Annotated in this window: 22 protein-coding genes; 14 read left to right on the plus strand and 8 right to left on the minus strand. The window is 51.0% G+C overall.

Annotated elements, in window-relative coordinates; genetic code table 11:
- Positions 1–123: 123 nt before the first annotated feature.
- Entirely contained in the window at positions 124–858 is a 735-nt protein-coding gene (locus H6G46_RS02940; protein ID WP_010872501.1) for an FkbM family methyltransferase, read from the minus strand.
- A 398-nt stretch (positions 859–1,256) separates the two neighbouring features.
- Entirely contained in the window at positions 1,257–2,000 is a 744-nt protein-coding gene (locus H6G46_RS02945; RefSeq protein WP_010872502.1) for a hypothetical protein, read from the minus strand.
- A 346-nt stretch (positions 2,001–2,346) separates the two neighbouring features.
- Between H6G46_RS02945 and H6G46_RS02950 the strand changes: the two genes are divergently transcribed.
- The 3 genes from H6G46_RS02950 to H6G46_RS02960 all read left to right on the plus strand — a co-directional run bounded on the left by H6G46_RS02950 (position 2,347) and on the right by H6G46_RS02960 (position 3,829).
- A complete protein-coding gene (locus H6G46_RS02950; RefSeq protein ID WP_010872503.1) occupies positions 2,347–2,832 on the plus strand; it encodes an allophycocyanin alpha chain in 486 nt (161 codons plus the stop codon).
- Positions 2,833–2,927: 95 nt separating this feature from the next.
- Entirely contained in the window at positions 2,928–3,413 is a 486-nt protein-coding gene (gene apcB / locus H6G46_RS02955) for an allophycocyanin subunit beta (RefSeq protein ID WP_010872504.1), read from the plus strand.
- A gap of 212 nt (positions 3,414–3,625) precedes the next feature.
- Positions 3,626–3,829, plus strand: coding sequence for a phycobilisome linker polypeptide (locus H6G46_RS02960; RefSeq protein ID WP_010872505.1), 204 nt, complete (start codon positions 3,626–3,628; stop codon positions 3,827–3,829).
- A gap of 94 nt (positions 3,830–3,923) precedes the next feature.
- Here H6G46_RS02960 and prmA read toward each other — a convergent pair whose 3' ends face one another.
- The gene (gene prmA, locus H6G46_RS02965; protein ID WP_010872506.1) at positions 3,924–4,826 is read right to left on the minus strand and encodes a 50S ribosomal protein L11 methyltransferase; all 903 of its coding nucleotides are present in this window, start codon (positions 4,824–4,826) and stop codon (positions 3,924–3,926) included.
- A gap of 77 nt (positions 4,827–4,903) precedes the next feature.
- Positions 4,904–6,568 carry a phosphoglycerate dehydrogenase gene (gene serA, locus H6G46_RS02970; protein WP_010872507.1) on the minus strand — a complete coding sequence of 555 codons (1,665 nt, stop codon included), beginning with the start codon at positions 6,566–6,568 and terminating at the stop codon, positions 4,904–4,906.
- Between the two features lie 260 nt (positions 6,569–6,828).
- Between serA and H6G46_RS02975 the strand changes: the two genes are divergently transcribed.
- From H6G46_RS02975 to H6G46_RS02985, 3 genes are read left to right on the plus strand one after another with little or no spacing between them, the layout of a single operon-like run.
- Entirely contained in the window at positions 6,829–7,551 is a 723-nt protein-coding gene (locus H6G46_RS02975) for a DUF3120 domain-containing protein (RefSeq protein WP_010872508.1), read from the plus strand.
- 21 nt (positions 7,552–7,572) lie between these two features.
- The gene (locus H6G46_RS18730) at positions 7,573–8,586 is read left to right on the plus strand and encodes an adenylate/guanylate cyclase domain-containing protein (RefSeq protein WP_010872509.1); all 1,014 of its coding nucleotides are present in this window, start codon (positions 7,573–7,575) and stop codon (positions 8,584–8,586) included.
- A 40-nt stretch (positions 8,587–8,626) separates the two neighbouring features.
- Entirely contained in the window at positions 8,627–9,091 is a 465-nt protein-coding gene (locus tag H6G46_RS02985; protein WP_010872510.1) for a glutathione peroxidase, read from the plus strand.
- A 102-nt stretch (positions 9,092–9,193) separates the two neighbouring features.
- Here the strand turns inward: H6G46_RS02985 and H6G46_RS18605 are convergent, their stop codons facing one another.
- Positions 9,194–9,322, minus strand: a complete 129-nt coding sequence (locus H6G46_RS18605) for a hypothetical protein (RefSeq protein WP_277922302.1) — start codon at positions 9,320–9,322, stop codon at positions 9,194–9,196.
- A 17-nt stretch (positions 9,323–9,339) separates the two neighbouring features.
- Here H6G46_RS18605 and phaA point away from each other — a divergent pair, with 17 nt between their 5' ends.
- Positions 9,340–10,530, plus strand: a complete 1,191-nt coding sequence (gene phaA, locus H6G46_RS02990) for an acetyl-CoA acetyltransferase PhaA (RefSeq protein WP_041425968.1) — start codon at positions 9,340–9,342, stop codon at positions 10,528–10,530.
- A 101-nt stretch (positions 10,531–10,631) separates the two neighbouring features.
- Positions 10,632–11,354: an acetoacetyl-CoA reductase PhaB gene (gene phaB / locus H6G46_RS02995; RefSeq protein WP_010872512.1), complete on the plus strand. Its 723-nt coding sequence runs from the start codon at positions 10,632–10,634 to the stop codon at positions 11,352–11,354.
- A 60-nt stretch (positions 11,355–11,414) separates the two neighbouring features.
- Here the strand turns inward: phaB and H6G46_RS03000 are convergent, their stop codons facing one another.
- The gene (locus H6G46_RS03000) at positions 11,415–12,869 is read right to left on the minus strand and encodes a PucC family protein (protein WP_010872513.1); all 1,455 of its coding nucleotides are present in this window, start codon (positions 12,867–12,869) and stop codon (positions 11,415–11,417) included.
- Positions 12,870–12,929: 60 nt separating this feature from the next.
- Positions 12,930–15,974, minus strand: a complete 3,045-nt coding sequence (locus tag H6G46_RS03005) for a response regulator (RefSeq protein WP_010872514.1) — start codon at positions 15,972–15,974, stop codon at positions 12,930–12,932.
- Between the two features lie 68 nt (positions 15,975–16,042).
- Between H6G46_RS03005 and H6G46_RS03010 the strand changes: the two genes are divergently transcribed.
- The 6 genes from H6G46_RS03010 to H6G46_RS03035 all read left to right on the plus strand — a co-directional run bounded on the left by H6G46_RS03010 (position 16,043) and on the right by H6G46_RS03035 (position 23,271).
- Positions 16,043–17,320 (plus strand): NAD(P)/FAD-dependent oxidoreductase, encoded by a 1,278-nt coding sequence (locus H6G46_RS03010; RefSeq protein WP_010872515.1) that lies wholly within the window; start codon positions 16,043–16,045, stop codon positions 17,318–17,320.
- Between the two features lie 32 nt (positions 17,321–17,352).
- Complete coding sequence (locus tag H6G46_RS03015; RefSeq protein WP_010872516.1) at positions 17,353–17,763, plus strand: type II toxin-antitoxin system HicA family toxin; 411 nt, start codon at positions 17,353–17,355, stop codon at positions 17,761–17,763.
- Positions 17,764–17,801: 38 nt separating this feature from the next.
- Complete coding sequence (locus tag H6G46_RS03020; RefSeq protein ID WP_010872517.1) at positions 17,802–18,767, plus strand: S-layer homology domain-containing protein; 966 nt, start codon at positions 17,802–17,804, stop codon at positions 18,765–18,767.
- 257 nt (positions 18,768–19,024) lie between these two features.
- On the plus strand, positions 19,025–19,840 hold the full coding sequence (locus H6G46_RS03025) for a cyanophycinase (protein ID WP_010872518.1): 816 nt from the start codon (positions 19,025–19,027) through the stop codon (positions 19,838–19,840).
- Positions 19,841–19,987: 147 nt separating this feature from the next.
- Positions 19,988–22,609 (plus strand): cyanophycin synthetase, encoded by a 2,622-nt coding sequence (gene cphA, locus H6G46_RS03030; RefSeq protein ID WP_010872519.1) that lies wholly within the window; start codon positions 19,988–19,990, stop codon positions 22,607–22,609.
- Positions 22,610–22,641: 32 nt separating this feature from the next.
- Complete coding sequence (locus H6G46_RS03035; protein ID WP_010872520.1) at positions 22,642–23,271, plus strand: DUF4129 domain-containing protein; 630 nt, start codon at positions 22,642–22,644, stop codon at positions 23,269–23,271.
- Here the strand turns inward: H6G46_RS03035 and H6G46_RS03040 are convergent.
- Positions 23,247–24,446, minus strand: coding sequence for a glutathione S-transferase family protein (locus H6G46_RS03040; RefSeq protein WP_010872521.1), 1,200 nt, complete (start codon positions 24,444–24,446; stop codon positions 23,247–23,249). The genes H6G46_RS03035 and H6G46_RS03040 overlap by 25 nt on opposite strands.
- Positions 24,447–24,621: the final 175 nt, after the last annotated feature.

Below are 24,621 nucleotides of genomic sequence, written 5' to 3' on the forward strand. Positions count from 1 at the left end.
AGCCCCCCTTGGGAAGGGGGGAACTGTCACAAAAGCCCTCCGCCAGAGCTTTAGTGGGTTGATTTAGGGGGATGAACACCTAGCTTTGCACTTTTCAGACACTTTCTAGAGGAAAGGGAAAAGCTAGTAGTACCAGTTTGGAACTAGGCCGGCGGCGGTGTTAATGAAAATGCAATCCAGAGTGGTCAACTCCCCCTGGGGACCACGGTAGGGCTCAGAAACGTCCCAAAGGCGAAAGTTGAATGGCAACAACCAATGGGCAATCTCCGTTAACAGGGGGGTTTTGGGACCGTAACCCCGATAGAGCCAGCACTCCAGAAATAAAACATCAACTTTGGCTAATGTTTGGGCTGCTCCCCGGAGGATGGACAATTCATTGCCCTGGGTGTCGATTTTAATCACCTGGGGTTGGGGCAAGCCAAGCTTGACCAGGGCCGAATCCAACGTGAGCAGGGGAACTTGAACAGCATTGATGGAGGGACCACCTTCCGTCATGGGTAAAGTGGTGCTACTGGCGGGGTCGTCAAAAACATTAACCGTTATGGTGCCATCCCGATCGCCGAGGGCGTATTTGTATAGATGGAAGGAAGGATAAACCCGTAACGTTTCCTCCATCAGACCTTGATAATCCGGCACATGGTCCACCAAGGGCTCGAACAAATAGAAGTCTGCCTCCGTTACCACCTGCTTTATATAGTAAGACCAACCACTGTTGGAAGCGCCCACATCGAAAATCACCTGGGGTTGGTAGCCCAATCGGGCCAAGCGTCGGAACACCTGACGGTCTAGCTGGAGAACCTGGCCATCTAGATCGTCGAGCATTTTTTGGTAATGGGGGGAAAGGCTGGGGGAAGACATTATTCAACTGTAGGCGAAGGGAGCAAGCTGGCCCAGGGCCCCATGACAATTAAAACCAATCTTTCCACTATGGAGCAGGCAAAGTGCTACTCCCAGATCACCTAGAACGTGGCGTGATTGTTCCGAGAAGGTTGATAAAAACCGATCTCAACAGCGCAGGGAAATGGACTAGTAAAAATTATGTGTCTACAAATTGCCCCGGCTTTTATGTTTAGCTTTGCTGACCACCAACTCAGTTTTTAGAGCCTGTTTGGAAAGTTGAGTTTTGGCTGTTTAATCCCTCCTAGCCTCCCTTGGGAGGGGGGGAACTGTCACAAAAGTCCCCTTTTTTAAGCCGGAGCTCTAGTGAGGAGATTCAAGGGGATAAATATCTAGCCTTGCATTTTTCAAATACTTTCTTAGGAGTCAGATGGGGGAATCGGCAATACTGGCGGTGTAAGGGGGGGTAAAGCTGGAGCGCCGACATCACGGGTTACGGACTCGCCATACTGTTCCAGCACAATGTTTGAATTTTCCCCCATGACGTTGATGGATTGCACCCTAACATTGCCACCGGACAGGCGATCGCCAACGGTTACGTTACGGGCTACGGGTTCCCCAGGGGCTTGGACAATGGCATAGGGACGACTGCCGATTTCGATAACACCGGAAACCACCACAGCCCTAGCATCATCGGGATAAAGTCTGGGCGGCTCCGAATTTGGAAAGATTGAGCTGCCATTTTGTTGCCCAGGCTCACCTGTGATGCCATTGACTCCTGTTTGTCCATCACTGCTGGCAACGTTGCCGCTATTTTCTCCTCCATTCGACGCCCCATCTGTTGCTTTGCTCCCATCAGCGGTAGATCCCGGGCTTGTAACCTTTGCTTCAACTGGGATCAAGGCGAAAGGATTTGGCCGACCAGCCTGGATTTCCCTCAAACGTTGATCCGGCAATACGGGGGGAATTAACCCCAGGGCGGCGATATCCACCGGGGGCAGGGGCCGAACGGCGGTCAGGGGCACTTCCGGGGGAGCTGTTTCTTGATTCTCGACGGAAACATCGGTTTCTTCACCACTGCCACCGCCGGGGAGAAATCCACATCCACCGCTGAACATCAGCAGGGAGACAGTTAAAAGGGAGAACAGAGATCGCTTCTTCATTATTGGAATCGCTGCAACACAGCCGAAAATACGAAGGGAGGCGGAGGAGTGGAAGTCTAAATTCGGGGAAATCTGGATTTAACCATTACTTTCCCCTCTAATCTTACAGCCTCCCCCAAAAATGCCAAGGGATTAAAGTAAATTCTGCTGGCGATCGTCAAGAAATATTACAAACTGTTACGGGGGCAGTGTAATCAGGAACGCAATGCCTGAGAATGGTTTGGGCAGGTTGCTCGCTGGAGTCCGCTGGTTAACGGCATTGTCCAGTTCGTGACTGCGCCTCGGTTGATAAAATCAGCTTAAAGCCTTTTTTTAACGTTTTAAATCTTTACGGAGGAATCCATCCATGAGTATCGTCACGAAATCAATCGTGAATGCTGATGCAGAAGCCCGCTACCTGAGCCCCGGCGAACTGGATCGTATTAAAGCTTTTGTTACCGGCGGTGCCGCCCGTCTTCGCATTGCTGAAACCCTAACTGGTTCTCGGGAAACCATCGTTAAACAAGCTGGCGATCGCCTTTTCCAAAAACGTCCTGACATCGTTTCCCCCGGCGGCAATGCCTACGGTGAAGAAATGACCGCCACCTGCTTGCGCGACATGGACTACTACCTCCGTCTCGTCACCTACGGTGTGGTTTCCGGTGACGTTACCCCCATCGAAGAAATCGGTCTAGTGGGCGTACGGGAAATGTATCGTTCCCTCGGCACCCCCATCGAAGCCGTTGCTCAAAGTGTCCGGGAAATGAAAGAAGTTGCTTCCGGTTTGATGTCCTCCGATGATGCCGCCGAAGCCTCTGCCTACTTTGACTTCGTTATCGGAAAAATGAGCTAGGTCTGTGTACCCAAGCTTATTAAAGTGTTGAGCTTAATTATTCAACCCTTTTAGCAAATTTTCCCCATTGAGTAAGATTTAAGGAAACCAAAACTATGCAAGACGCAATTACGGCTGTAATCAACTCTGCTGACGTTCAAGGTAAGTACCTCGACGGTGCTGCCATGGACAAACTGAAAAGCTACTTCGCCAGCGGTGAACTGCGGGTGCGGGCTGCCAGTGTAATCAGCGCCAACGCCGCCACCATCGTTAAAGAAGCTGTGGCCAAATCCCTGTTGTACTCCGACGTCACCCGTCCCGGCGGCAACATGTACACCACCCGTCGCTATGCGGCTTGTATCCGTGACTTGGACTACTACCTCCGCTATGCCACCTATGCCATGTTGGCCGGTGATGCTTCCATTCTCGATGAGCGCGTACTCAACGGTTTGAAAGAAACCTACAACTCCCTCGGTGTACCCATCTCTTCCACCGTTCAAGCTATCCAAGCCATCAAAGAAGTTACCGCTAGCTTGGTTGGTGCTGATGCCGGCAAAGAAATGGGCGTTTACCTCGACTACATCTGCTCTGGCTTGAGCTAGTCCTGGATTCCCGTGGGTGATGCTGCCTTGGTTGATTTGCAACTTAGCCAGTAGCCCCTCTGTTGGAACGGGAAGTCGAAAGTGAGTGCTGGGGCCGTTAAAGCCACCACCGGGATAGCCGGGGTTTTAGCTGACCGGTATTGACTTCTGACTCCCGTTCTGTCGCATATGCCAACTTTTTAAGAGAAAACGTTTTAGGAGAGCCACACCCCATGCGGATGTTTAGAATTACGGCTTGTGTTCCTAGCCAAACCCGGATTCGGACACAACGGGAATTACAAAATACCTATTTTACGAAGTTGGTGCCCTATGACAATTGGTTTCGTGAGCAACAGCGCATCATGAAAATGGGCGGCAAAATTGTGAAAGTCGAATTAGCCACTGGCCGTCCCGGCACCAATGCTGGTCTAGCCTAAGCTTGAGACTAGTTGTTGCTAATTTAGCAATGTTGAATGGCAATTTTATGAATCAATTTTTTCGAGGTCAGCAATGGCCTCTTTTTTTGTTTGGTTAATCTCCCTCTTCCCTTCTGGCCTGAAAGCAACACCATTCCTGCCGTTTCCATATAGCGACCACCGTCCAACCGTTTTGCTCCAGCGCATCGGCGATCGCCTGACTTTGTTCCACCATAATACCGCTGAGAATAGCCCAGCCATGGGGTTTGACTAGAGGGGTGAATTGGGGCAGTAAATCCACAATTACCTCCGCCAAAATATTGCAAATAATGCCGTCCACCGGCTCAGCAATTAACTGTTCCAATTCCGGCACACTGCCCTCATTGATGACCAAATTATCGGGGTGAATTTGGTTCAGATGACGATTATGACGGGCTGATTCCACCGTTAGGGGATCATTATCCACTCCATAAACCTTGGCTGCCCCTAATAAAACCGCTCCAATGCCTAAAATACCGGAACCACAACCTAGATCCGCCAGAACTTGATGTTTGTCTGGCTCCACCCGCATTTCCAAGGATTCTAAACAAAGCTGGGTGGTGGCATGGGTGCCGGTGCCAAAGGCCACACCAGGATCTAGGCGGAGAATCAGCCGATCCGAATTTTCCGGAGGATCAATCCAGGCCGGATAGATGATAAACCGATCGCCAACGGGGGTGGGTTGCCAATGCTCTTTCCAGCTAATGGACCAATCTTCTTCGTCAATTAATTGCCAATGGAAGCGGGGCTTGGGCACCTGGAACAGTAATGCGTCCTGCTCACACCAGAGGGCTAGGGCGGCCAAGTCGAGAATTTCAGCCTTTTCCTGGGGTAAATAGCCACGGACAAGCAGGGAGTGGGCCTTTTTTTCGGTGGAGGTGCCTAAACAACCGAACTTTTCCAGCCGCCAAAAAGCAGTTTCTTCCAGGGAAGGATGGCAAAGTATTCTAATTTCCCACCAACTATTAGCCGCAGCCATCGATTTCTCCCTTATGTGCGCCAACGGTAGGGAAGATTAATTCCTCCCCCCATTGACTTGGACCCTTGGTGAGCTAATTAGAGCTTAACGGTGTAGGCATCCCGGATACCGGCCACCTTGGTGATTTCCGACAGCAGACCATCGGGCAGAGGATCATCCAAGCTCAGGGCCATAATTGCATCGCCCCGGACAATTTTGCGCCCCACCTGCATGCTGGCGATGTTGACGTTAAAGCTACCCAGCAGGGAACCAATTTTACCAATGATACCCGGCATATCCCGGTGCAAGGTGAACAACATATAGTTGTTGGGGGGAACGTTAATGGGAAACTCATCCACGTCGGTAATGCGAATTTCACCATTACTCAACAGGGCCCCGGTGGCGGAATGTTCTCCCATGGTGCCGGTGGCTTTGAGGTGCAAAGAGCCAGAATAGTCCCGCACGGAAGCATCTTTAGTTTCAATGACCCGGATGCCCCGTTCCTTGGCTTCGATCGCCGCATTGACGTAATTAACCCGTTCCCGCAGAGCTTGGGAGAGCAAACCTTTAATGGCCGCCACCACCAGGGGTTGACTATTGGTATATTCCGCCAAATCTCCCTGTAAGCAAACCGTTAGGCGATCGATGCGGCCGCCGGCCAATTGACCCACTAAAGTACCGAGGGTTTCCGCCAGCTTCAGGTAGGGACGCAATTTTTCCATTACATCGGGGGTTAAACCGGGAATATTCACCGCTGAACGGGCCGGCAAACCAAGCAACACATCCCGAATTTGTTCCGCCACATCCACCGCCACATTTACCTGGGCTTCTTCAGTGGAAGCACCCAAATGGGGGGTTAAAATCACATTGCTAAATTCCCGCAGCCGAGATTCCCCTAGGGGTTCCTGGGCAAACACATCCAGGGCAGCCCCACCAATCTGGGCCGTTTCAATGGCTGTTACCAAAGCTTCTTCATCAATAATGCCTCCCCGGGAACAGTTGATAATCCGGGCAGTGGGCTTCATTTTAGCCAGGGTTTCAGCATTGATTAGGTTGGCGGTTTCCGGTGTTTTGGGAATGTGTAGAGTGATAAAGTCGGCTTCACTGAAGAGCAGATCTAAGTCCACCAAAGTGCAACCAATTTGGTCGGCCCGTTCCTGGGAAATAAACGGATCGTAAGCTAACAATTTCATCCCCATGGCTTTGGCCACACCGGCCACGTGGGAACCAATTTTCCCCAGCCCCACTACACCTAAAGTTTTCTTATAAACTTCCGTACCAATAAATTGTTTCCGTTCCCACTTACTTTCCTTAACGGATTTGTTGGCATCGGGGATGTGGCGGGCCAGGGCCATCATCATCGCTAGAGCATGTTCCGCCGCCGCAATGGTGTTACCCTCGGGGGAATTGACCACCACAATGCCCTGACGGGTGGCCGCCGGCACATCAATGTTATCCACCCCAACCCCAGCCCGACCAATGATTTTTAACTGGCTACCCGCTTGGATAATTTTCTCCGTCACCTTGGTGGCAGAGCGCAACATAATGGCATCGTACTCAGGAACAATGTCTATAATTTCTGCTTCCGATAGCCCAGTTTTGACGTCAACTTGGGCCACTTGTTTGAGAATATCAATGCCGACTTGGTCAATGGAGTCAGAAACTAAAACTTTAGCCATGGTGAATGATCGAAAAATTAATAGCGCTGGGGCCGGCGGGGACAAAAGGCCAAGAGACAGTCCCTGGAGCCAGGCTAGATTCACTAGATGGAGTTAGTATCCTGGGCCGATCTCCGTAGCCCATTCTAGCGGCTTGGGGGATAACCGTTAGCAATATTTCTGATTCCCTGGGACTGGGGGGGCCAAACCATAGGGAGTTTTCCCTAGAAAGCCTAGAAGTTTTTGGATATAATAAGCAAGATTAATTTAAAGTAACAAAACTTAAAATTGCCCTGGTTACTGTTCCCCCAGAGCAAAATCTTTTTTTTTAAACCCCCTTTAGCCAACTTTACTCAGCCCCCGTAGTGATTCCCCTTTTAACCACCGCCTTAGCCCAGCCAGGGCTGAATTTTTTGCGCCGCTTACACCGTTGGCGTTCTGGCTTATCCATTAACCCCGCGACCACTGGCATGCAATTAGCAGCTGGCTTCCTTGTGTCGGTGCCGGTGTTTATCCAAGCTCCCCTGGTACGACAGTTTCCCTGGATTTCGCTCGCTTTAACTTTGCCCTGGGTGGCGATCGCCGTTTGGTTAATGAAGCGACCGGAACAGGCCATGTGGGGGGATTTGTTGTTGGGCTTTAGCTGGAGTTGGTTGGCGGGAGCGATTTATTGGGGCTGGTTTCGTTGGGAGCCCCTCTGGCATTTACCCATCGAGGCGATCGGTTTACCCTTTGCCCTCTGGGGATTGAAACGGGGCTGGGGAGTGATCGGCCATTTATTCTATCTAGGCTCCCTGATGGGGACAGCGGTCACGGACCTTTACTTTTACCTCACCGGATTGATGGACCATTGGCGGCAGGTGATGGTGGTGGACCCGGAATTTGCCCGGTTTGTGTTTCAGGCGGCCCTGGCTAAAATCCACACTCCCTGGGGTGCTGCCTGGGCTTGGCTACTACTGGCCCTATTGTTGGGGCTGGGGGGTTGGGCATTGCAACGGCCTTCCCCCGGTTGGCAAGCCTTTGGGGGGGCAGTGTTGAGTACGATTGTCGTAGATGCCCTTTTCTGGCTTGGGGCTATGATGGCCTAAGTCAACTCTTGTCATTATTCTGTGGATAAGCCTGCCCTACCCATTTACCTAGTAGTACATTTTTCTTATGGAGATGTAACCTTTCCTCTCCAGGGGCGGAGCTATTGGACTGTGGGCCGGAGTCAGGACAATGATTTGGTCATCCGAGACAATTGTATTTCCCGCAACCATGCCATTCTACAGGCGACGGAAGAGGATACCTTTTTGCTAATTGATTTGGGTAGTCGCAATGGCACCTTTGTTAATGGTCGACGGGTGAGTGTGCCGATCGCCATTCAAGACCAAGACAAAATTACCTTTGGCAAAACGGAAGCGCAATTCTACTCCGATCAAAACGGCACCCCGTCGGGGCTACTGCGAAATCCGGCGGAATGGGATACCCAGACCAATGTGCTCCATGAACGGCGGTTAATTACGGTGTTGGTGGCGGATATGCGTAACTTCACCGGCATGGCCCAACAGGTGGAAGAGGAGTTGCTATCTATGCTGATTGGCAATTGGTTTCGCCAGGCTGGGCATATTCTGCGGGAAGCGGGCAGTTGGGTGGATAAGTACATCGGTGATGCGGTGATGGCCATCTGGTTCCACGGTTACAACGAAGCTACTCCCGCGGAAATTATTCAAATTCTCCATGCTGTCAACCGACTCCAAGCTATGACTGCCAAGTTGAATCAGAAATATGAGCTACCCTTTCCCCTCCGCATTGGTACAGGGATAAACACTGGTTACGCCATGGTGGGCAATACCGGCAGTGGGGACCATCCTGACTACACGGCGATCGGGGACACGGTCAATGCGGCTTTTCGGCTGGAATCGGCCACTAAACAGGCCCATTTCGACTTAGCCATGAGCGAAAAAACCTTCAGTTACTTACAGGACTTGCCCCAATGGTCCGCAACTGTTCAGCAGCACACCATTGAGTTGAAAGGCTACACTAACCCGATCACCATTTACGGACTGCCCTTTGCTACCTTGGGAACCCTGTTGGATCACACCTCCTTGGAAGATACTACCCCCGCCTCGGAAGGGCCCTAATCGTCCATAATGGAAACCGTTGTAACATTTCTTAACACCTATGCCATTACCCACTTCCCTGACCACCCTGGATGGAACGCCCCTGGCCCCGGAGGTCATTGCCGATAAAGTTGTCCTTTTTGTTAACGTTGCCAGTAAGTGCGGCTTAACCCCCCAATACAGCGGCCTAGTGGCTTTGGACAAGGCCTATGGAGAAAAGGGCTTAGTAATTATCGGTGTGCCCTGCAACCAATTTGGGGCCCAGGAACCAGGCTCCCCAGAGGAAATCAAAGATTTCACCAAAACCAAGTACGACGTTGATTTCACCTTGTTGGAAAAGCAGGACGTCAATGGTCCCAACCGCAGTCCCCTCTACCAATTCCTTGTGGGGGATGGGGAAGATATTAGCTGGAACTTTGGCAAATTTTTAATTGGTCGGGATGGACAGGTGGTGGCTCGCTTTGACCCCCAAACTAAACCCGATGACACTAATCTCAAGGCGGCGATCGAAAAAGCCTTGGGCTAAGTTATTGAGCGTAAATAGCACAAACATTGTCTGCTATTGAGCTTGTTGCAATCTTCACCCCGGCCCTGGGCACGGGGTATTTTATTGGTAAAAATCCGATCCTCATAGGCGATCGCCGGGGGGGATTTGTTTATTTGTTGTCAAAGCTTGAAATTTCCAATGCCCCGCTTGCCAAATTAATCCCCATAATTGAGCTGGAGGCGGAGTTAATGGCCGCCCATCCCAACCCATGGCATTGGAAAACAATTATGCGTGATGTTTTTATTGTTGCCGCTAAACGAACTCCCCTGGGACGTTTTGGTGGCTCCCTGACCAATTTTTCGGCGGCGGATTTGGGAGCCCATGTGATGAAAAGCGTCCTAGCCCAGGCCGGGGTGGGGGGAGACCAGCTTGACCTGTACATTATGGGCAACGTGTTAAGGGCTGGCCATGGGCAATTGATTCCCCGGCAAGCGGCCTTGAAGGCGGAGATTCCCGATACGGTGGACGGTTATGCAGTGGATATGGTCTGCTCTTCCGCCATGATGAGTGTGATTAATGCAGCTTTAACCATCCGGGCTGGGGAGGGGGATTTAATTTTAGCTGGAGGGACGGAATCCATGTCCCAAACTGGTTTTTACCTTTCCCACCGGGCCCGCTGGGGCTACAAGTTCCTCATGGGAGCACCGGAAAATTTAACCGATCTCCTGCTCCATGATGGTTTGACGGACAGCACCAATGGGGAGGGCATGGGGGAACAGACGGAAAAATTGGCCGCAGAGCATGGTTTCAGCCGGATAGAATTGGACGAAGTGGCCTGCTTATCGCAACAAAGGGCGGCCCACGCCACGGAATCTGGTTATTTTGACTCAGAAATTGCCCCGATTGAAATCACCAGTCGGAAAGGAACCCAGGTGTTAGCCAGTGATGAAGGTATTCGCAGTGACACCACCGTGGAAAGTCTAGGCAAATTGCGCTCGGCCTTTGCCAAGGACGGAGTGTTAACAGCGGGCAACTGTAGTCAGATTACCGATGGGGCGGCAGCTTTGCTCCTGGCCAGTGGGGAAGCGGTGGAAAAATATCAACTCAAACCCTTGGCAAAAATTTTGGGAGGCAGTTGGGCGGCGGGTACTCCCAGTCGTTTTCCTGAGTTGCCTATTACCGCTAGCCAGAAACTGTTAGCAAAGCTAGATAAAACCCTGGCAGATTTTGACTTGTTTGAAAATAATGAAGCCTTCTCCGTCAGCAATCTTTTATTTGAGCGGCGGTTGGGGGTGGATCGGGACAAGTTGAATGTGAACGGTGGGGCGATCGCCCTGGGGCATCCCATTGGAGCGTCGGGGGCCAGGATCATGGTTACCCTACTCTATGCCTTGCAACAACGGGATAAAACTCTGGGGTTAGCAGCCCTTTGCCATGGCACGGGGGGCGGTACGGCGATCGCCTTAGAGCGGGTGTGAACAGTGGCAAGATCTCCACAATTAGTCCCTTTAGTTCACAAATTTCTCAACATTTCGATTTCAACATTTTCAACATTTAACCTATTTACCCAGGAGTCACCATGTTAAGTCTTGGTTTGGAAGATAAAGTAATCGTGGTCACCGGCGGCAATCGGGGCATCGGCGCGGCGATCGTGAAATTACTCCAGGAAATGGGGGCCAAAGTAGCTTTTACCGATTTAGCTACGGACGGGGGTAATACTGAAGCCCTGGGGGTGGTGGCCAACGTCACCGATTTGGAATCCATGACGGCGGCGGCAGCGGAAATCACCGATAAGCTGGGCCCCGTTTACGGTGTGGTGGCCAATGCCGGTATCACCAAAGACAACTTTTTCCCAAAATTAACCCCCGCCGATTGGGATGCAGTGTTGAACGTTAACTTGAAAGGGGTAGCCTACAGCATTAAGCCTTTCATCGAAGGCATGTATGAACGGAAAGCCGGCTCCATTGTGGCCATTAGTTCCATCTCCGGGGAGCGGGGTAACGTCGGTCAAACTAACTATTCCGCCACTAAAGCTGGGGTAATTGGCATGATGAAATCCCTGGCTCGGGAAGGGGCCCGGTATGGAGTGCGGGCCAATGCAGTAGCCCCTGGTTTCATTGACACCGAAATGACTTTGGCGATCCGGGAAGATATTCGGGAAAAAATTACCAAGGAAATCCCCTTCCGCCGTTTTGGTAAACCGGAGGAAATTGCCTGGGCGGTGGCCTTTTTACTTTCCCCCGTAGCCAGTAGCTATGTCACCGGCGAAGTATTACGGGTAAATGGGGCCCACCACACCTAACTTTTGCGGTACTGTGCAAGAATCCTAATTTTCTCCTCCCTAATTCTGGGGAGATTTTTTTTAGCCGTCTAAATCCCCCGCCATCACCGTGGCGATCGCCGTTTTGGCATTGTCCTGAAATTCCCGCACATTGACTTTGTTGAGCAGGAAAATGGAGAGAATTAACCCCAGGGCCTGGAGGGCAAACACCAAACCGTAGGCCAATACCGCATTGGCAAATAAAGCTTTGCCGATGTTCAACACCGTTCCCCCAGCCACCGTGGCTAAGCCTCTGGAAATGGATTGGGCCAAACCCCAAGCTCCAATAAAAGTGCCAGCGGTTTCCACAGCGGTGAGGTCCAACATTAAACTGGTGGCTCCAGCGGTGATCATGCCCGATGCTAAGCCGAAGAAAAGTAAACCGGATTTTAACAGGGTCACATTTTGCTGAAATCCCGCCAGAATTAACAGGGAAAAACACAGGGCGGCCAGGGCACAGCCCAGGGAAGTGGTGCGTTGTTTGCCTAAACGGGGGACGACAAAAAAGCCAGTGGAGCCAATGCCCAGCAGGGTTCCCATGCCAAAAAAGGCGTTTAACTGGGTGGTTTCGGAAATGCAAAGATTAAAGACTTCCCCACCGTAGGGTTCCAGTACTGCATCCTGCATAAATAGGCTCAGGGTTAGTAGCAACAAAAAGCCGAAGAAGATGGCCGTTTGTCGGCTGGCGGTCAACACCTTCAGCGCTTGCCCCAAAGTAATTTCATCCTCTCGCCCCCCGGAACGATCGCCAAAGCGGGAATATTTCTTTTCCACCCCCACCGTGGCGAGCCAGGCCAGGAATACCACGATCGCCGGCATGATGATGAAGACGGGATTAATTCCCCGTTGCAGTTGGGCAATATCGACGGTTTTTTTCACTAGCAGGGCATCGGCATTCAACAGGGCCGGGCCACAAATTTCAGGGGTGTTTAACAGCCGGGAACTGACAATGGCCCCCACCACGATACCCACCATCAACATGGACCAGACAATGCCCACCAGTTTGGAGCGATTATCTTCATCGGATACGTCCACCAACAGGGCGGCAAAGGGAGTGGAGCTTAAACTCAGAGTGACCCCGTAGGCGGCGAAAACTGCCCCCAGCACAATGCTCCAAAAAATGGTTAGGGCTCCCCAGCCGTTATTTTGCAAACTTAGCCCCAATTGCCACACCACCTGGAGGGCGATAAAGGACAATATGGTAAAACCCAGGGCTCCCAGCCACACATAGCCAGTGCGATGGTAACCCCACAGCCGCTGACTGTCGGACAGTTGACCGCACCACACCTTAAAGGGACTAACAAATTGATACATGGCGATCGCCGTAGCGGCCACCCAGGGTAACACTGCTAGCTCGTCAATCAGCACCCGGTTGAGTACCCCCAGGGTAAGTAGGGACATAATGCCCAGCCCCATCTGGAATAACCCCAGACGGAACATAGTCACCAGGGGCAATTTGGGCAACGGGGATCCGGCCATCGATTCGCTAACGGTCATTACTACCTTGTCACAGAAAACATCCCGTATTCTAACCAACTAAGGCCTAGCAAGACTTTTCTAGAGGCGATCAAGCATAGTTTTCAGTTCTCCCTGCACCCTTTCGTAGCTGGCCGCTAAGGTCGGGAAATGCCCTGGGTCCATGGCCCGGGAGTCCCGTTGGCGGGTCAGATTTTCCAAAGTTTTAGCCTGTTGTGCCAGGAGTACCGCCCCTAAATTAGCACTGCTAGAACCCAATGTATGGGCGGCCGAACTCAAATTTCCCCAATCTTGATTGGCGATCGCCAGTTTGATCCGTTGCAATAGTTCCGGCGCCGTTTGGCAATAGATATCGATAATCTCCCGAAGAATTAACTGACCATTCTCTCGATCCAAGTCCCGTAGAGAACAGATTATGTCTTGGTCAATGGGGGGTAAAGTTGTGCCAGCCGGATCTTCTGGGCAGGGACTAGAAGGGGATGGTTTAGCCTCAAAAGCACTAACACAGGAAACAGTAGCCATCCGATCTTGGCTGGTGGACTGGAGCGCAGTGGCGGCCACTTGTAGGGCCTGTTGTAAGGCTTCTAGGCGAATGGGCTTACTGACATAATCATTCATGCCGCTGGCCAAACACCTTTCCCGATCGCCTTCCATGGAATAGGCTGTCACCGCAATGATCCAAGGCCTTTCACTCCGGCCCTGGGACCGTCGAATATGCTCCGTGGCGGTTAAACCGTCCATTTCTGGCATTTCCACATCCATCAACACCACGTCATAATCACCTTTTGCCAAAGCCGATAAAGCTTCTTGACCGTTATTGACCACATCCACTGGGTACCCCAACTTTTTCAGTAAAAGCTTAGCTACCTGCTGATTGATTAGGTTATCCTCCGCCAACAAAATAGTTAAATTAGAGGAGGAATAGGGAAACAAAGGCCCGCTAATTGCCTCCGTAGACACCAGGGTCGGGGGCTCAGTTTGCCCCAACACGTCCACCAAGGTATTTTCAAGCTCATCGGGGTTAATGGGACTCTTGATCCAGGCTTGCACCGGTGGTTTGTCGCCGCTGTAGCGCTCCCCTGGGGATAGATAAATATCCGTGGCTACTAACACTGGAATGTCCTGTTCCGTAGGGGCCCAGGTTGTAATTTTCCCTAAGTCAAAATCGGTGAACTGCTTTCCCCGGCCCTCTGGATAGGGGCAATGGAGGATGAGGGCACCATAGTTTTTTTGAGTTAATCTGCTTTTGAGATCTTCCCCTAGTTTAGCGGGGGAGGAAAAGGTAATTTGCTCCGCTTGGAGACGCCAACTGGCCAAAAGATTTCGCATTCTGGTGCCCCGGCCCTCATCGTAATCTGCCACTAACACTGATCGCCCAATGAAGAGGGAGTGGCGCAAATTATGGACAGAATAGGCACAACTGGGCAGCACCGTTAAATTGACTGTGAAATAGAAAGTCGAACCCTCGATCGTCGGTTGCCCTATCTGCCAAAGTTCAGGGGGATTTCCCACCACACAGCCATTACTTTCAGCCCAGATGGTGCCCCCCATCAAAGCAGTCAACCGCACACAAATGGCCAAGCCTAACCCAGTGCCGCCAAAGCGACGGGTAATGGAAGAATTGCCCTGGCTAAAGGCCTGGAACAAAGCCTGTTGTTGGTTAGGAGCAATGCCAATGCCCGTATCCTGCACCGCAAAACAGATTTGATATTCCCCCTTAGCTGCGTCGTGGTCCACCACTTCCACCGTCACCTTGACCTGTCCTGCCTCGGTGAATTTGACCGCATTGCTGAGGAGATTAACCAAAATTTGCCTGAGGCGAGTCACATCCCCCTGGAGGTTGGGGGGAATGGGGGTGAGAAAACGTCGGATCAGAGTGAGGGATTTTTGCCGGGCGCTCGGCACCACCACGTCCAAGGCTTCCTCCAGGCATTGCCCCAAATCAAAGGGATACACTTCCAGGTCTAATTTGCCGGCCTCAATCTTGGAAAAATCTAAAATATCGTTAATTAAGGTGAGCAGGGTTTCCCCGCTGTTGCGGATGGTTTGGGCGAAATATTTTTGTTGAGTGGTTAGGTCCGTGTCTAGTAATAATCCGGTCATGCCGATGATGGCATTCATGGGGGTGCGAATTTCGTGGCTCATGGTGGCCAAAAATTCACTTTTAGACCGATTAGCTGCCTCCGCCGCCGTGGTGGCCGCCACCAATTCCTGATTTTGTTCGGCCAATTGTTGCCGCATGCGCCGTTCCATTTCCAGGGACTGTCCCTGAATCATTTCCACCTGTTTACGTTGGCTGATGTCCCGGTAAAGCCAAAAATGACCCTGGGAGCTATCCCCCAACATGATCGGCACATAATCTCGCTCAAAAAAGCGCCCATCCTCTAGGGCAAGTTCCACTTTTAGCAGGGGTTCCGGGGACTCGATCGCCAAAAAGTTGTGGGTTACCCCCTGGCCATGGGATATCAAGCCATTAATGCGGGGGGCGATCGCCGTTAAATTTTTGCCCAGCAGAAGGTCGGCGGGAAAACCCAGATTAAACAGCCGGGCAAATTCGGGATTGACCACCACAATGGTGCCCTGGGCGTCGGTCATCAACACCCCTGCTTGCATATTTTGCACCAGGATACCCAGGCGGGTGGAAGTACAGGCCAGGGCTTCGGCGGTCCTGGCCTGTTCCAGGAGAGTGTGGTGTAGATTATCCCTGGTTTGTTTCAGTTCCAGGTGGGTTTTTACCCTAGCCAACAGTTCCGGCGGGCTAAAGGGTTTGGTGACATAGTCCACTGCCCCCTTGGCAAAGGCTTGCAGCAAATCTTGTTTTTCGTTGCTAGCAGTGAGAAAAATTACCGGAATATCCCTGGTTTGGGGATCTTGTTTAAGGCGATCGCACACCTCCAGCCCATCCATGCCGGGCATCATCAAATCCAGCAGAATGAGATCCGGTTGGGCCTGGGTCACCCGTTGCAAAGCTTCCGGCCCGGAGGTCACAAAAGTAGTGCTGTAACCTTCCCCTTCCAACAGTTCCGAAATCACATAAATATTCTCTTTTACGTCATCCACCACCAGAATGAGAAAACTCTCCGGCTCAAAAGTAGCAATGGGTGGGTGGGGCTGGGATGGGGACATTACAAATTGGCCCGTTGGTGTTTTGATGATGTTTTGACTGTGTTGATGAGGAGCCAACTGAGGAAAGGATGGAAGAGTTTGCAGTGGTGATAATTGGGGCGGGGCCGGCCGGGGGCCAATGTGCCCGACAGTTGGCCCAACAAGGTGTCCGAGTCCTGCTAGTGGAGCAACATTCAAATTTTAGCCAAAATAATTACTCCAGCGCGGCTAGTCCTTTGGAAACCATGGCATTGTTCGATCTGCCCCCGGGGGTGGTGGCCCGTTATTGGCGCAATTTGGCGATCGCCGCCACGGAAAAGGAACAAATATGGTACAGCGATCAACCCCGGGGTGTGGTGTTCGATTTTGCTAAATTGCGACAATTTTTAGCGGATACGGTCACGAAAGCAGGGGGGCAAGTGTGGTTGGGGCACCGCTTTTGGGGTTACCAGCAAGTTGGTGATGGTTTGGAGGTTACCCTGCGGCGATCTAGTAAAAATTCCCTAAGTAGTGACTCAGTGGAGAAAGTCGAAAAAGTTACAGTAAAAACTCAGGTACTCATTGATGCAACGGGGTCAAAACGGGCAGTGATTAATTGTGGGCAACCCAAAGCGACGGATAACAACCAATATTATCGGGGCATTGGTACGGAATATTTGATTACAGTAGATGAAACCACCCACCAACGTTTTGCGGATACCCTAGTTTTTTTCCTCGGTTACCGTTGGAGTCCCCAGGGTTATTCCTGGATTTTTCCCATGGATAATCACCAGTTAAAGGTAGGGACAGCAATTTTTGCCGGGCAACACCGTTATTTGGGCGAATTGAAGCCGCTCCGTTCCTACACTGAAGCTATTATCCGGGATTATTTAAAACTGGAAAAATCCCAATACCATCTGGAGGAAATTCACGGCTCTGTGCTGGACTATGCCGTTAACCAGGGGGATACATACCATCGGGGCTCCGTGCTGGCGATCGGTGATGCGGTATCAACGGTGAACTTTTTAGGGGGGGAAGGCATCCGCCATGGTATGCAGGGAGCCAATATTGCCGTTCCTTTTGTGGCGGATTATCTCCGGGGTCATGTACAAGCTTTTGAAAAATATGAACAGGCCATGAAAGCCCATTTTGCTGAACCCTGGCAACGGACAGAAAAATTAAGCCAACGGGTTTACCTCGAATTCGGCGATCGCCAGATTGATTTGGGGGTGACCTACTTGAGTTACCTCCGCTATGATGACGTGCTGGATCTCCTTTTCCATTACCGATTTGATAGGATCTATGGGGGCATTACTCCCCTGTTGCTCAAAAAAGTTGCCCAATTTAGCCAGCAGTGCCGCCAATGGCTCAGAAAACTCTCACCATGATTAGAGCCAATAAAACCAATTATCCCTAAACGATGAAGGTTAAAGTAATCCTCAAAATCTTAGAACGGGATGGTTGGTACGTAGCTCGAATACGGGGAAGTCATCGGCAATTGAAGCACCCCCACAAGGCAGGTTTGGTAACTGTACTGGGCAAACCCAGTGACGAATTAGCCCCTGGGACACTAGCCAGTATTCTCAAGCAATCTTCTCAAGCAATCAGGTATTACTTTATGAAGTATTTAGTCATCATTGAAACGACAACAACGGGATTTTCCGCCTATTCTCCCGATTTACCAGGATGTGTGGCAACAGGAAAAACGAAGCAAGAAGTTGAACAAAATATGTCGGAGGCGATCGCCTTTCACTTGGAGGGAATGCGTTTAGAAGGATTAACTATCCCAGAGCCAACTTCCTTTTCTGCCTACGTAACAGTTGCGGCTTAATTTTCCCCTCTTCACACCAAAATCATTCCCTGTTGTCAATGGCTCAAAAATCTTCGTCGTTTTTTCCCTATTTAATTGCCGGACTTTGCGCCCTGTTGGGGGCCTGTAGCGGCAACCAAGCATTGCAGGATCGTTTTGCCGCCAATCCTTCCCTGGGTAGTTCCCCCAGTCCCACCACCACTGTTTCCCCCACTCCGACCCCAGAAACTACGGAGCCGGATACCCCCACCACACCGGAACCTACCCCCACGGCCACCTTTTCCACTGGCACTTTTAGCGATCTAGACAAAGTAGGCGATCGCCAAAGGGAAGAAATTGAGGATTTAGCTCAACTAGACATTGTGCAAGCCAAAACAAGTCAGGAATTTGCGCCCCAAAGTAACATCAGTCGGGGAGAATTTGCCCGTTGGTTATTTCAGGCCAATAACGTCTTTTTTGCTAACCAGCCCAGTAAACAAATCCGCCCCGCTCCCAGTAACGCCACCCCTCTTTTCACCGACGTTCCCCCCACCCATCCCGACTTTGCTCAAATTCAAGGTTTAGCCGACGCCGGCTTAATCCCCTCTAGCCTCACCAACGACCCCACTGCTAGTCAGTTTCGCCCCGATGCGCCCCTAACCAGGGAAGATTTAGTCCGTTGGAAAGTGCCCCTAGATCAACGCCGAGCCCTGCCCAATGCGAGCCTGGAAAATATCAAAGAAACCTGGGGTTTTCAGGACGCGGCCAAAATCAATCCCAACATTTGGCCCGCCCTAGCCGCCGACTTCCAAAACGGCGATCAAGCCAACCTGAAAAGAGTGTTTGGTTACATCACTATCTTTCAACCCCAGCGTCCCGTAACTAGGGGAGAAGCGGCCTCTGCCCTCTGGTTTTTAGGAGTCCAAACCGACGGCTTAAGTGCGAAAGATGTAATCAATGCTCCCGCATCCCCATCCCCCGGAGTTGAGCCCACTGTTACTCCAGATACTGTTAATCCGGATACTCAAGGTAATTCACCTAATTAATTAAGAGCTAAAATCGCTCACACTGGTTAATTGAACTTAAATTTGACTAAATTTAACTAGCTTTGACCATGGCAGTAACCATGGGTTAAACCTATCCAACTAATAATTGTAATTTCGTCGGGGCATTCAACGCCGATTAAGTCGCCCCAATAGTTGTCAAACTGCCCACAAAAACTCTTGGCATGGACTTTTTTTCTTTGTCCGGTCAAGATAATATTAGTCTGCTGATCAGAGAACTGAACCCCTAAGAGTTGACAATGCCCCTATCCTCCCAACCGGCCATCTTAATTATTGGTGGTGCAGAAGATAAAGTTCACGGCCGTGAAATTTTGCAAACCTTTTGGTCGCGTTCCGGTGGCAACGACGCCATTATTGGCATCATTCCATCTGCATCTCGGGAGCCCCTACTGATTGGGGAGAGATATCAAACCATCTTTAGCGACATGGGGGTCAAGGAGTTAAAAGTCTTGGACATCCGTGACCGTGCCCAGGGGGATGACAGTGGCTACCGATTGTTTGTGGAACAGTGTACAGGTATTTTCATGACCGGGGGGGATCAATTGCGTCTCTGTGGCCTGTTGGCGGACACTCCCCTAATGGACCGCATTCGTCAGCGGGTACATAACGGGGAAATAAGCTTAGCGGGCACCAGTGCGGGGGCGGCAGTAATGGGGCATCACATGATCGCCGGGGGCAGTAGCGGTGAATGGCCCAATCGAGCGCTGGTGGATATGGCGGTGGGGCTGGGCATTGTGCCGGAAATTGTGGTGGATCAGCACTTTCACAATCGTAATCGCATGGCCCGGCTGTTGAGTGCCATCTCTACCCATCCTGAGCTGCTGGGTTTGGGTATTGATGAAGATACCTGCGCCATGTTTGAGCGGGACGGTTCCGTTAAGGTAATTGGCCAAGGCACAGTCTCCTTTGTCGATGCCAGGGACATGAGCTACACTAACGCCGCTTTGGTGGGGGCCAATGCCCCATTGAGTCTCCATAATTTGCGGCTCAATATCCTTGTCCATGGGGAGGTTTATCATCAGGTAAAACAGCGGGCCTTTCCCCGGGTAACCTAGCCATGACCCAAGGCAGGTAAGGTTCCCTGACCCTGGGGGCTGACTCGGATCAATTGTTCACAGCGAACAGTTTCAGTCAGAGGCCTAGCTTGAGAATGATAGTCGGCGTGTTGCGCTTCTTGCATTGGTTCTTGACTGACACAGATCATGAAAATTCTTAAAACCCTTACCCTCCGCGGCCCTAACTACTGGAGCATTCGACGCAAGAAGTTAATTGTAATGCGCCTCGACCTGGAGGATTTGGCGGAGCGACCCTCCAACAGTATTCCTGGTTTTTATGAAGGGTTGATCAGGGTGTTGCCTTCTCTTGTAGAACATTTTTGCTCCCCAGGACACCGGGGCGGCTTTTTGGCAAGGGTGCGGGAGGGAACCTATATGGGCCATATAGTCGAGCATGTGGCCCTGGAATTACAGGAGTTGGTGGGGATGACGGCGGGGTTTGGTCGCACCAGAGAAACCTCCACCCCAGGCATTTATAACGTTGTTTATGAATACGTAGATGAACAGGCAGGACGTTACGCTGGCCGAGCCGCGGTGCGCTTGTGTCGTTCCTTGGTGGATACGGGGGATTATTCCCTGACAGAATTGGAAAAGGATCTGGAAGATTTACGGGATTTGGGCGCTAACTCAGCCCTGGGGCCCAGCACAGAAACCATTGTCACTGAAGCCGATGCCCGTAAAATTCCCTGGATGCTGCTCAGTGCCAGGGCCATGGTGCAATTGGGTTATGGGGTTCACCAACAGAGAATTCAGGCCACCCTTAGTTCCCATTCCGGCATTCTGGGGGTTGAACTGGCCTGTGATAAGGAAGGTACAAAAACCATTCTCCAAGATGCGGGCATTCCCGTTCCCCGGGGCACCACTATCCAATATTTTGATGATTTGGAAGAAGCCATCAATGATGTCGGGGGTTATCCAGTGGTAATTAAACCCCTGGACGGTAACCATGGTCGGGGGATCACCATCAATGTGCGCCATTGGGAAGAGGCGATCGCCGCCTATGATCTGGCCGCTGAGGAGTCCAAAAGTCGTTCCATTATTGTGGAGCGTTACTACGAGGGCAGTGACCACCGGGTCTTGGTAGTCAATGGCAAGCTAGTGGCGGTGGCGGAAAGAATTCCAGCCCATGTAACCGGGGATGGCACTTCCACCATCACTGAATTAATTGATAAAACTAATCAGGATCCCAATCGCGGCGATGGCCATGCCAACATCCTCACTAAAATCGTGGTCAATAAAACGGCGATCGATGTGATGGAACGCCAGGGTTATAACCTAGACAGTGTTTTACCTAAGGATGAAGTGGTTTACCTGCGGGCCACCGCTAACCTCAGCACGGGAGGCATAGCCATTGACCGCACCGATGATATTCACCCGGAAAATATCTGGTTGATGGAAAGGGTAGCCAAGGTCATTGGCTTGGACATTGCCGGCATTGACGTGGTGACCTCCGACATCAGCAAGCCCCTACGGGAAACCAACGGAGTAATTGTGGAAGTTAACGCCGCTCCAGGTTTTCGTATGCATGTGGCCCCCAGCCAGGGTCTGCCCCGTAACGTGGCCGCACCAGTATTGGATATGCTCTTTCCCTCCGGTACCCCCAGCCGCATTCCCATTTTGGCCGTGACGGGGACTAATGGTAAAACCACCACCACCCGCCTCTTGGCTCACATTTATCGGCAAACGGGCAAAACGGTGGGTTACACCAGCACCGATGCCATTTATATCAACGAATACTGCGTGGAAAAAGGCGATAATACGGGGCCCCAGAGTGCCGCAGTAATTTTGCGGGATCCTACGGTGGAGGTGGCAGTGTTAGAAACGGCCCGGGGAGGCATTTTACGGGCAGGTCTTGCTTTTGATACCTGTGACGTGGGGGTAGTGCTCAACGTGGCGGCGGATCACCTCGGTTTGGGAGACATCGACACCATCGAACAAATGGCCAAAGTTAAGTCCGTCATTGCAGAGGTGGTGGACCCCAGTGGTTATGCGGTGCTCAATGCGGATGATCCTTTAGTAGCGGCTATGGCAGACAAAGTGAAAGCCAAAGTGGCCTATTTCTCCATGAACCCCGATAATCCTGTTATCCAAAACCACATACGGCGGAATGGCATTGCGGCGGTGTATGAGTCTGGTTATGTGTCCATTTTGGAAGGCTCTTGGACTCTGCGGGTGGAAGAGGCCACATTGATTCCCATGACCATGGGGGGGATGGCACCGTTTATGATTGCCAATGCCCTGGCAGCCTGTCTGGCGGCTTTTGTTAATGGCTTAGATGTTGAAGTTATTCGCCAAGGAGTAAGGACTTTCACCACCTCAGCGGAACAGACCCCTGGAAGGATGAATTTGTTCAATCTGGGTCGGTACCATGCACTGGTGGATTACGCCCATAACCCGGCGGGCTATCGGGCCGTGGGGGATTTTGTCAAAAACTGGCACGGTCAACGCTTTGGTGTGGTGGGAGGCCCTGGCGATCGCCGAGATAGTGATCTAATTGAACTGGGACAAATTGCGGCCCAGGTATTTGACCGGATCATTGTCAAAGAAGATGATGATAAACGGGGCCGGAGTGGGGGAGAAACAGCGGATTTAATTGTTAAAGGCATTTTGCAGGAGAATCCCGGCGCGGCCTATGAGGTAATTTTGGACGAAACTGTAGCGTTGAATAAGGCTTTAGATCAGGTAGAGGAAAAGGGTTTGGTGGTAGTGTTCCCCGAAAGTGTGAGCAAAGCCATTGAGTTAATTAAAGCCCGTAAACCCATTGGTTAAAGGTTTTCTTCCCCCTTGCTGGAGTCATTGCTATGGACACCACCTACCAAAAAAGTAACCTTGCCTGGGAATTGCAACAGTTAACCCAAAATGGACGGGAATGGCTGGCTTGGCAGACCGATCGCCTGTGGCAGGGAGTGCCGCCGATACCAGGGCTGGACATTCCCAATTGGGAGTGGTGGGAAGAGTTAATTTTCCACGGCTTACTCTGGTTAATTATTGCCTTGGTGATCGCCGCTATTTGGTTTAACCGCAAAACTTGGCAGAGATATTGGCAGAATCTGAGCAACGTTGATCTCAATCCCCATTTTTCGCCCCCAAATCCCGGAGTTAACCATTGGCTCAAAGCTGCTCAGCAGGCCGCCCGCCAAGGAGATTATTACCAAGCCTGCCGATATTTGTACTTGGCCACGTTGCAAATGTTGCAGGAGCAAAGAGGTTTAGAACCGACACCGGGGAGAACTGACCGGGAATATCAACAGTTAACGGAACAATTTCCCCAGGCCGGCGCCTACGACACCATTTTCACCGTCCATCAGGAACTCTGTTTTGGCCAGCAACAGGCTTCCCTAGAGTTATTTGAAGATTGCCAAGGGGCGATCGCATCTTTGGAACGGGCTCCGAAAACAAGGACGGATCAGCGAAAATTTGCTGGGTCTTGATCCCGGCGGTGGCGCACTGGAATGGGTTCTCCTTCGCTGTCCCCCACTAAACTGGCGGTGGTTTCCAAAGCTTGACGAAGATGTTTAGCTGCATAAATGGACATATCCCTGGGCACATTAATCCGATCCCGCAGATAACGCAATGCTTGGTCTGTACCCTGGGGTGCCGCACATTTTTCCCCCGTGGCCAGTAGGGTCAACGCACAGCGCAGAGCTTGATCAAACTTTTCCCCCTGGTTATGGGCATTGACCTTAATAATATTTTCGTGGTGTTTCACCACCCTGGCGATCGCCTCTTGCTTAACATTTTCCGGTTCCGGGCAGGTGGCATCGGGTAAACCAAACCAAGGGCCGTTGTCCACCCGCTGTTGATTCTGCTGGGCCTGGACACTACCGTTGGAGTAACAACCACCCATTTGGGGCGGCAAATCATGGGCATGGGTATGGAAATCACTCTGGGTACCCCTATAGGTCATCCGGGTTTCCAGCGCCGCAAACCAGTCTTTTAAGCGGGGATTATCCTCCCTTAGGGAATAACCTTTGTAATAAAACAAGCTCGCATTCATGCGCTCCACGTAGGGAACAAAAACGATGTCAGCAGTGCTAAATTCTGGTAAGAAATACGGGCCAGGTAATTTTTCCAATGCTTTTTCCACTTGATTCACCACCTGTTGAAACTGTTGTTGATTCCGTTGATCAGCACCGGGAAACATGGCAGGGTAGCAGAGCCAATTACACCAGGCTCGAAACAGTAACCTTTCTAGTTTTCTAAGGGGTAATACCAATGGATCTTCCATCGCCCAAAGCAATGGTCCAAAAGCTTTTTCTAAGGCTATTAAAATATCATCGCTTTCAGTGTAAAATCTACCATCCAGTTCCAAGGCAGGCAACATTCCCGATGGCACTAATTTTTTATACCAATCCTCCTTTTCCCCATAGCAAAACATGGTCACCTTTTTGATTCGGTAAGGAATTTGCTTTTCTTCTAACCATAACCAAACTTTTTGACAATAGGGGCACCAGGCATGGTTATCGCGATAAAGAGTAACTTGTAAAGACTCCTTTGATTGTCCAAATAATCTCAGAGTTGCCTGGGCATTGGTGGGACCATTAACCGTATCCACCTGATAGTCGGATAGTTCAGCTAAAGCTTGCCAAGAAAGGGGAGTAATCATAAAAATTATTATCTTAATAATGGTGGAACAAAATAAGAAATTTGGGAGAAATATTTTGTGTTTTAACTATAGCAAAAAGTGAGTTATTCGAGACACTTTCAACTTCAAAACGTTTATTCCGAGAAGGTTTCAGTGACTGTTGGTTCTAACCGTCTCGATCTTCGCTATAGTTTCT

The organism is Synechocystis sp. FACHB-908, from assembly GCF_014698595.1.
Classification (GTDB): domain Bacteria; phylum Cyanobacteriota; class Cyanobacteriia; order Cyanobacteriales; family Microcystaceae; genus Synechocystis.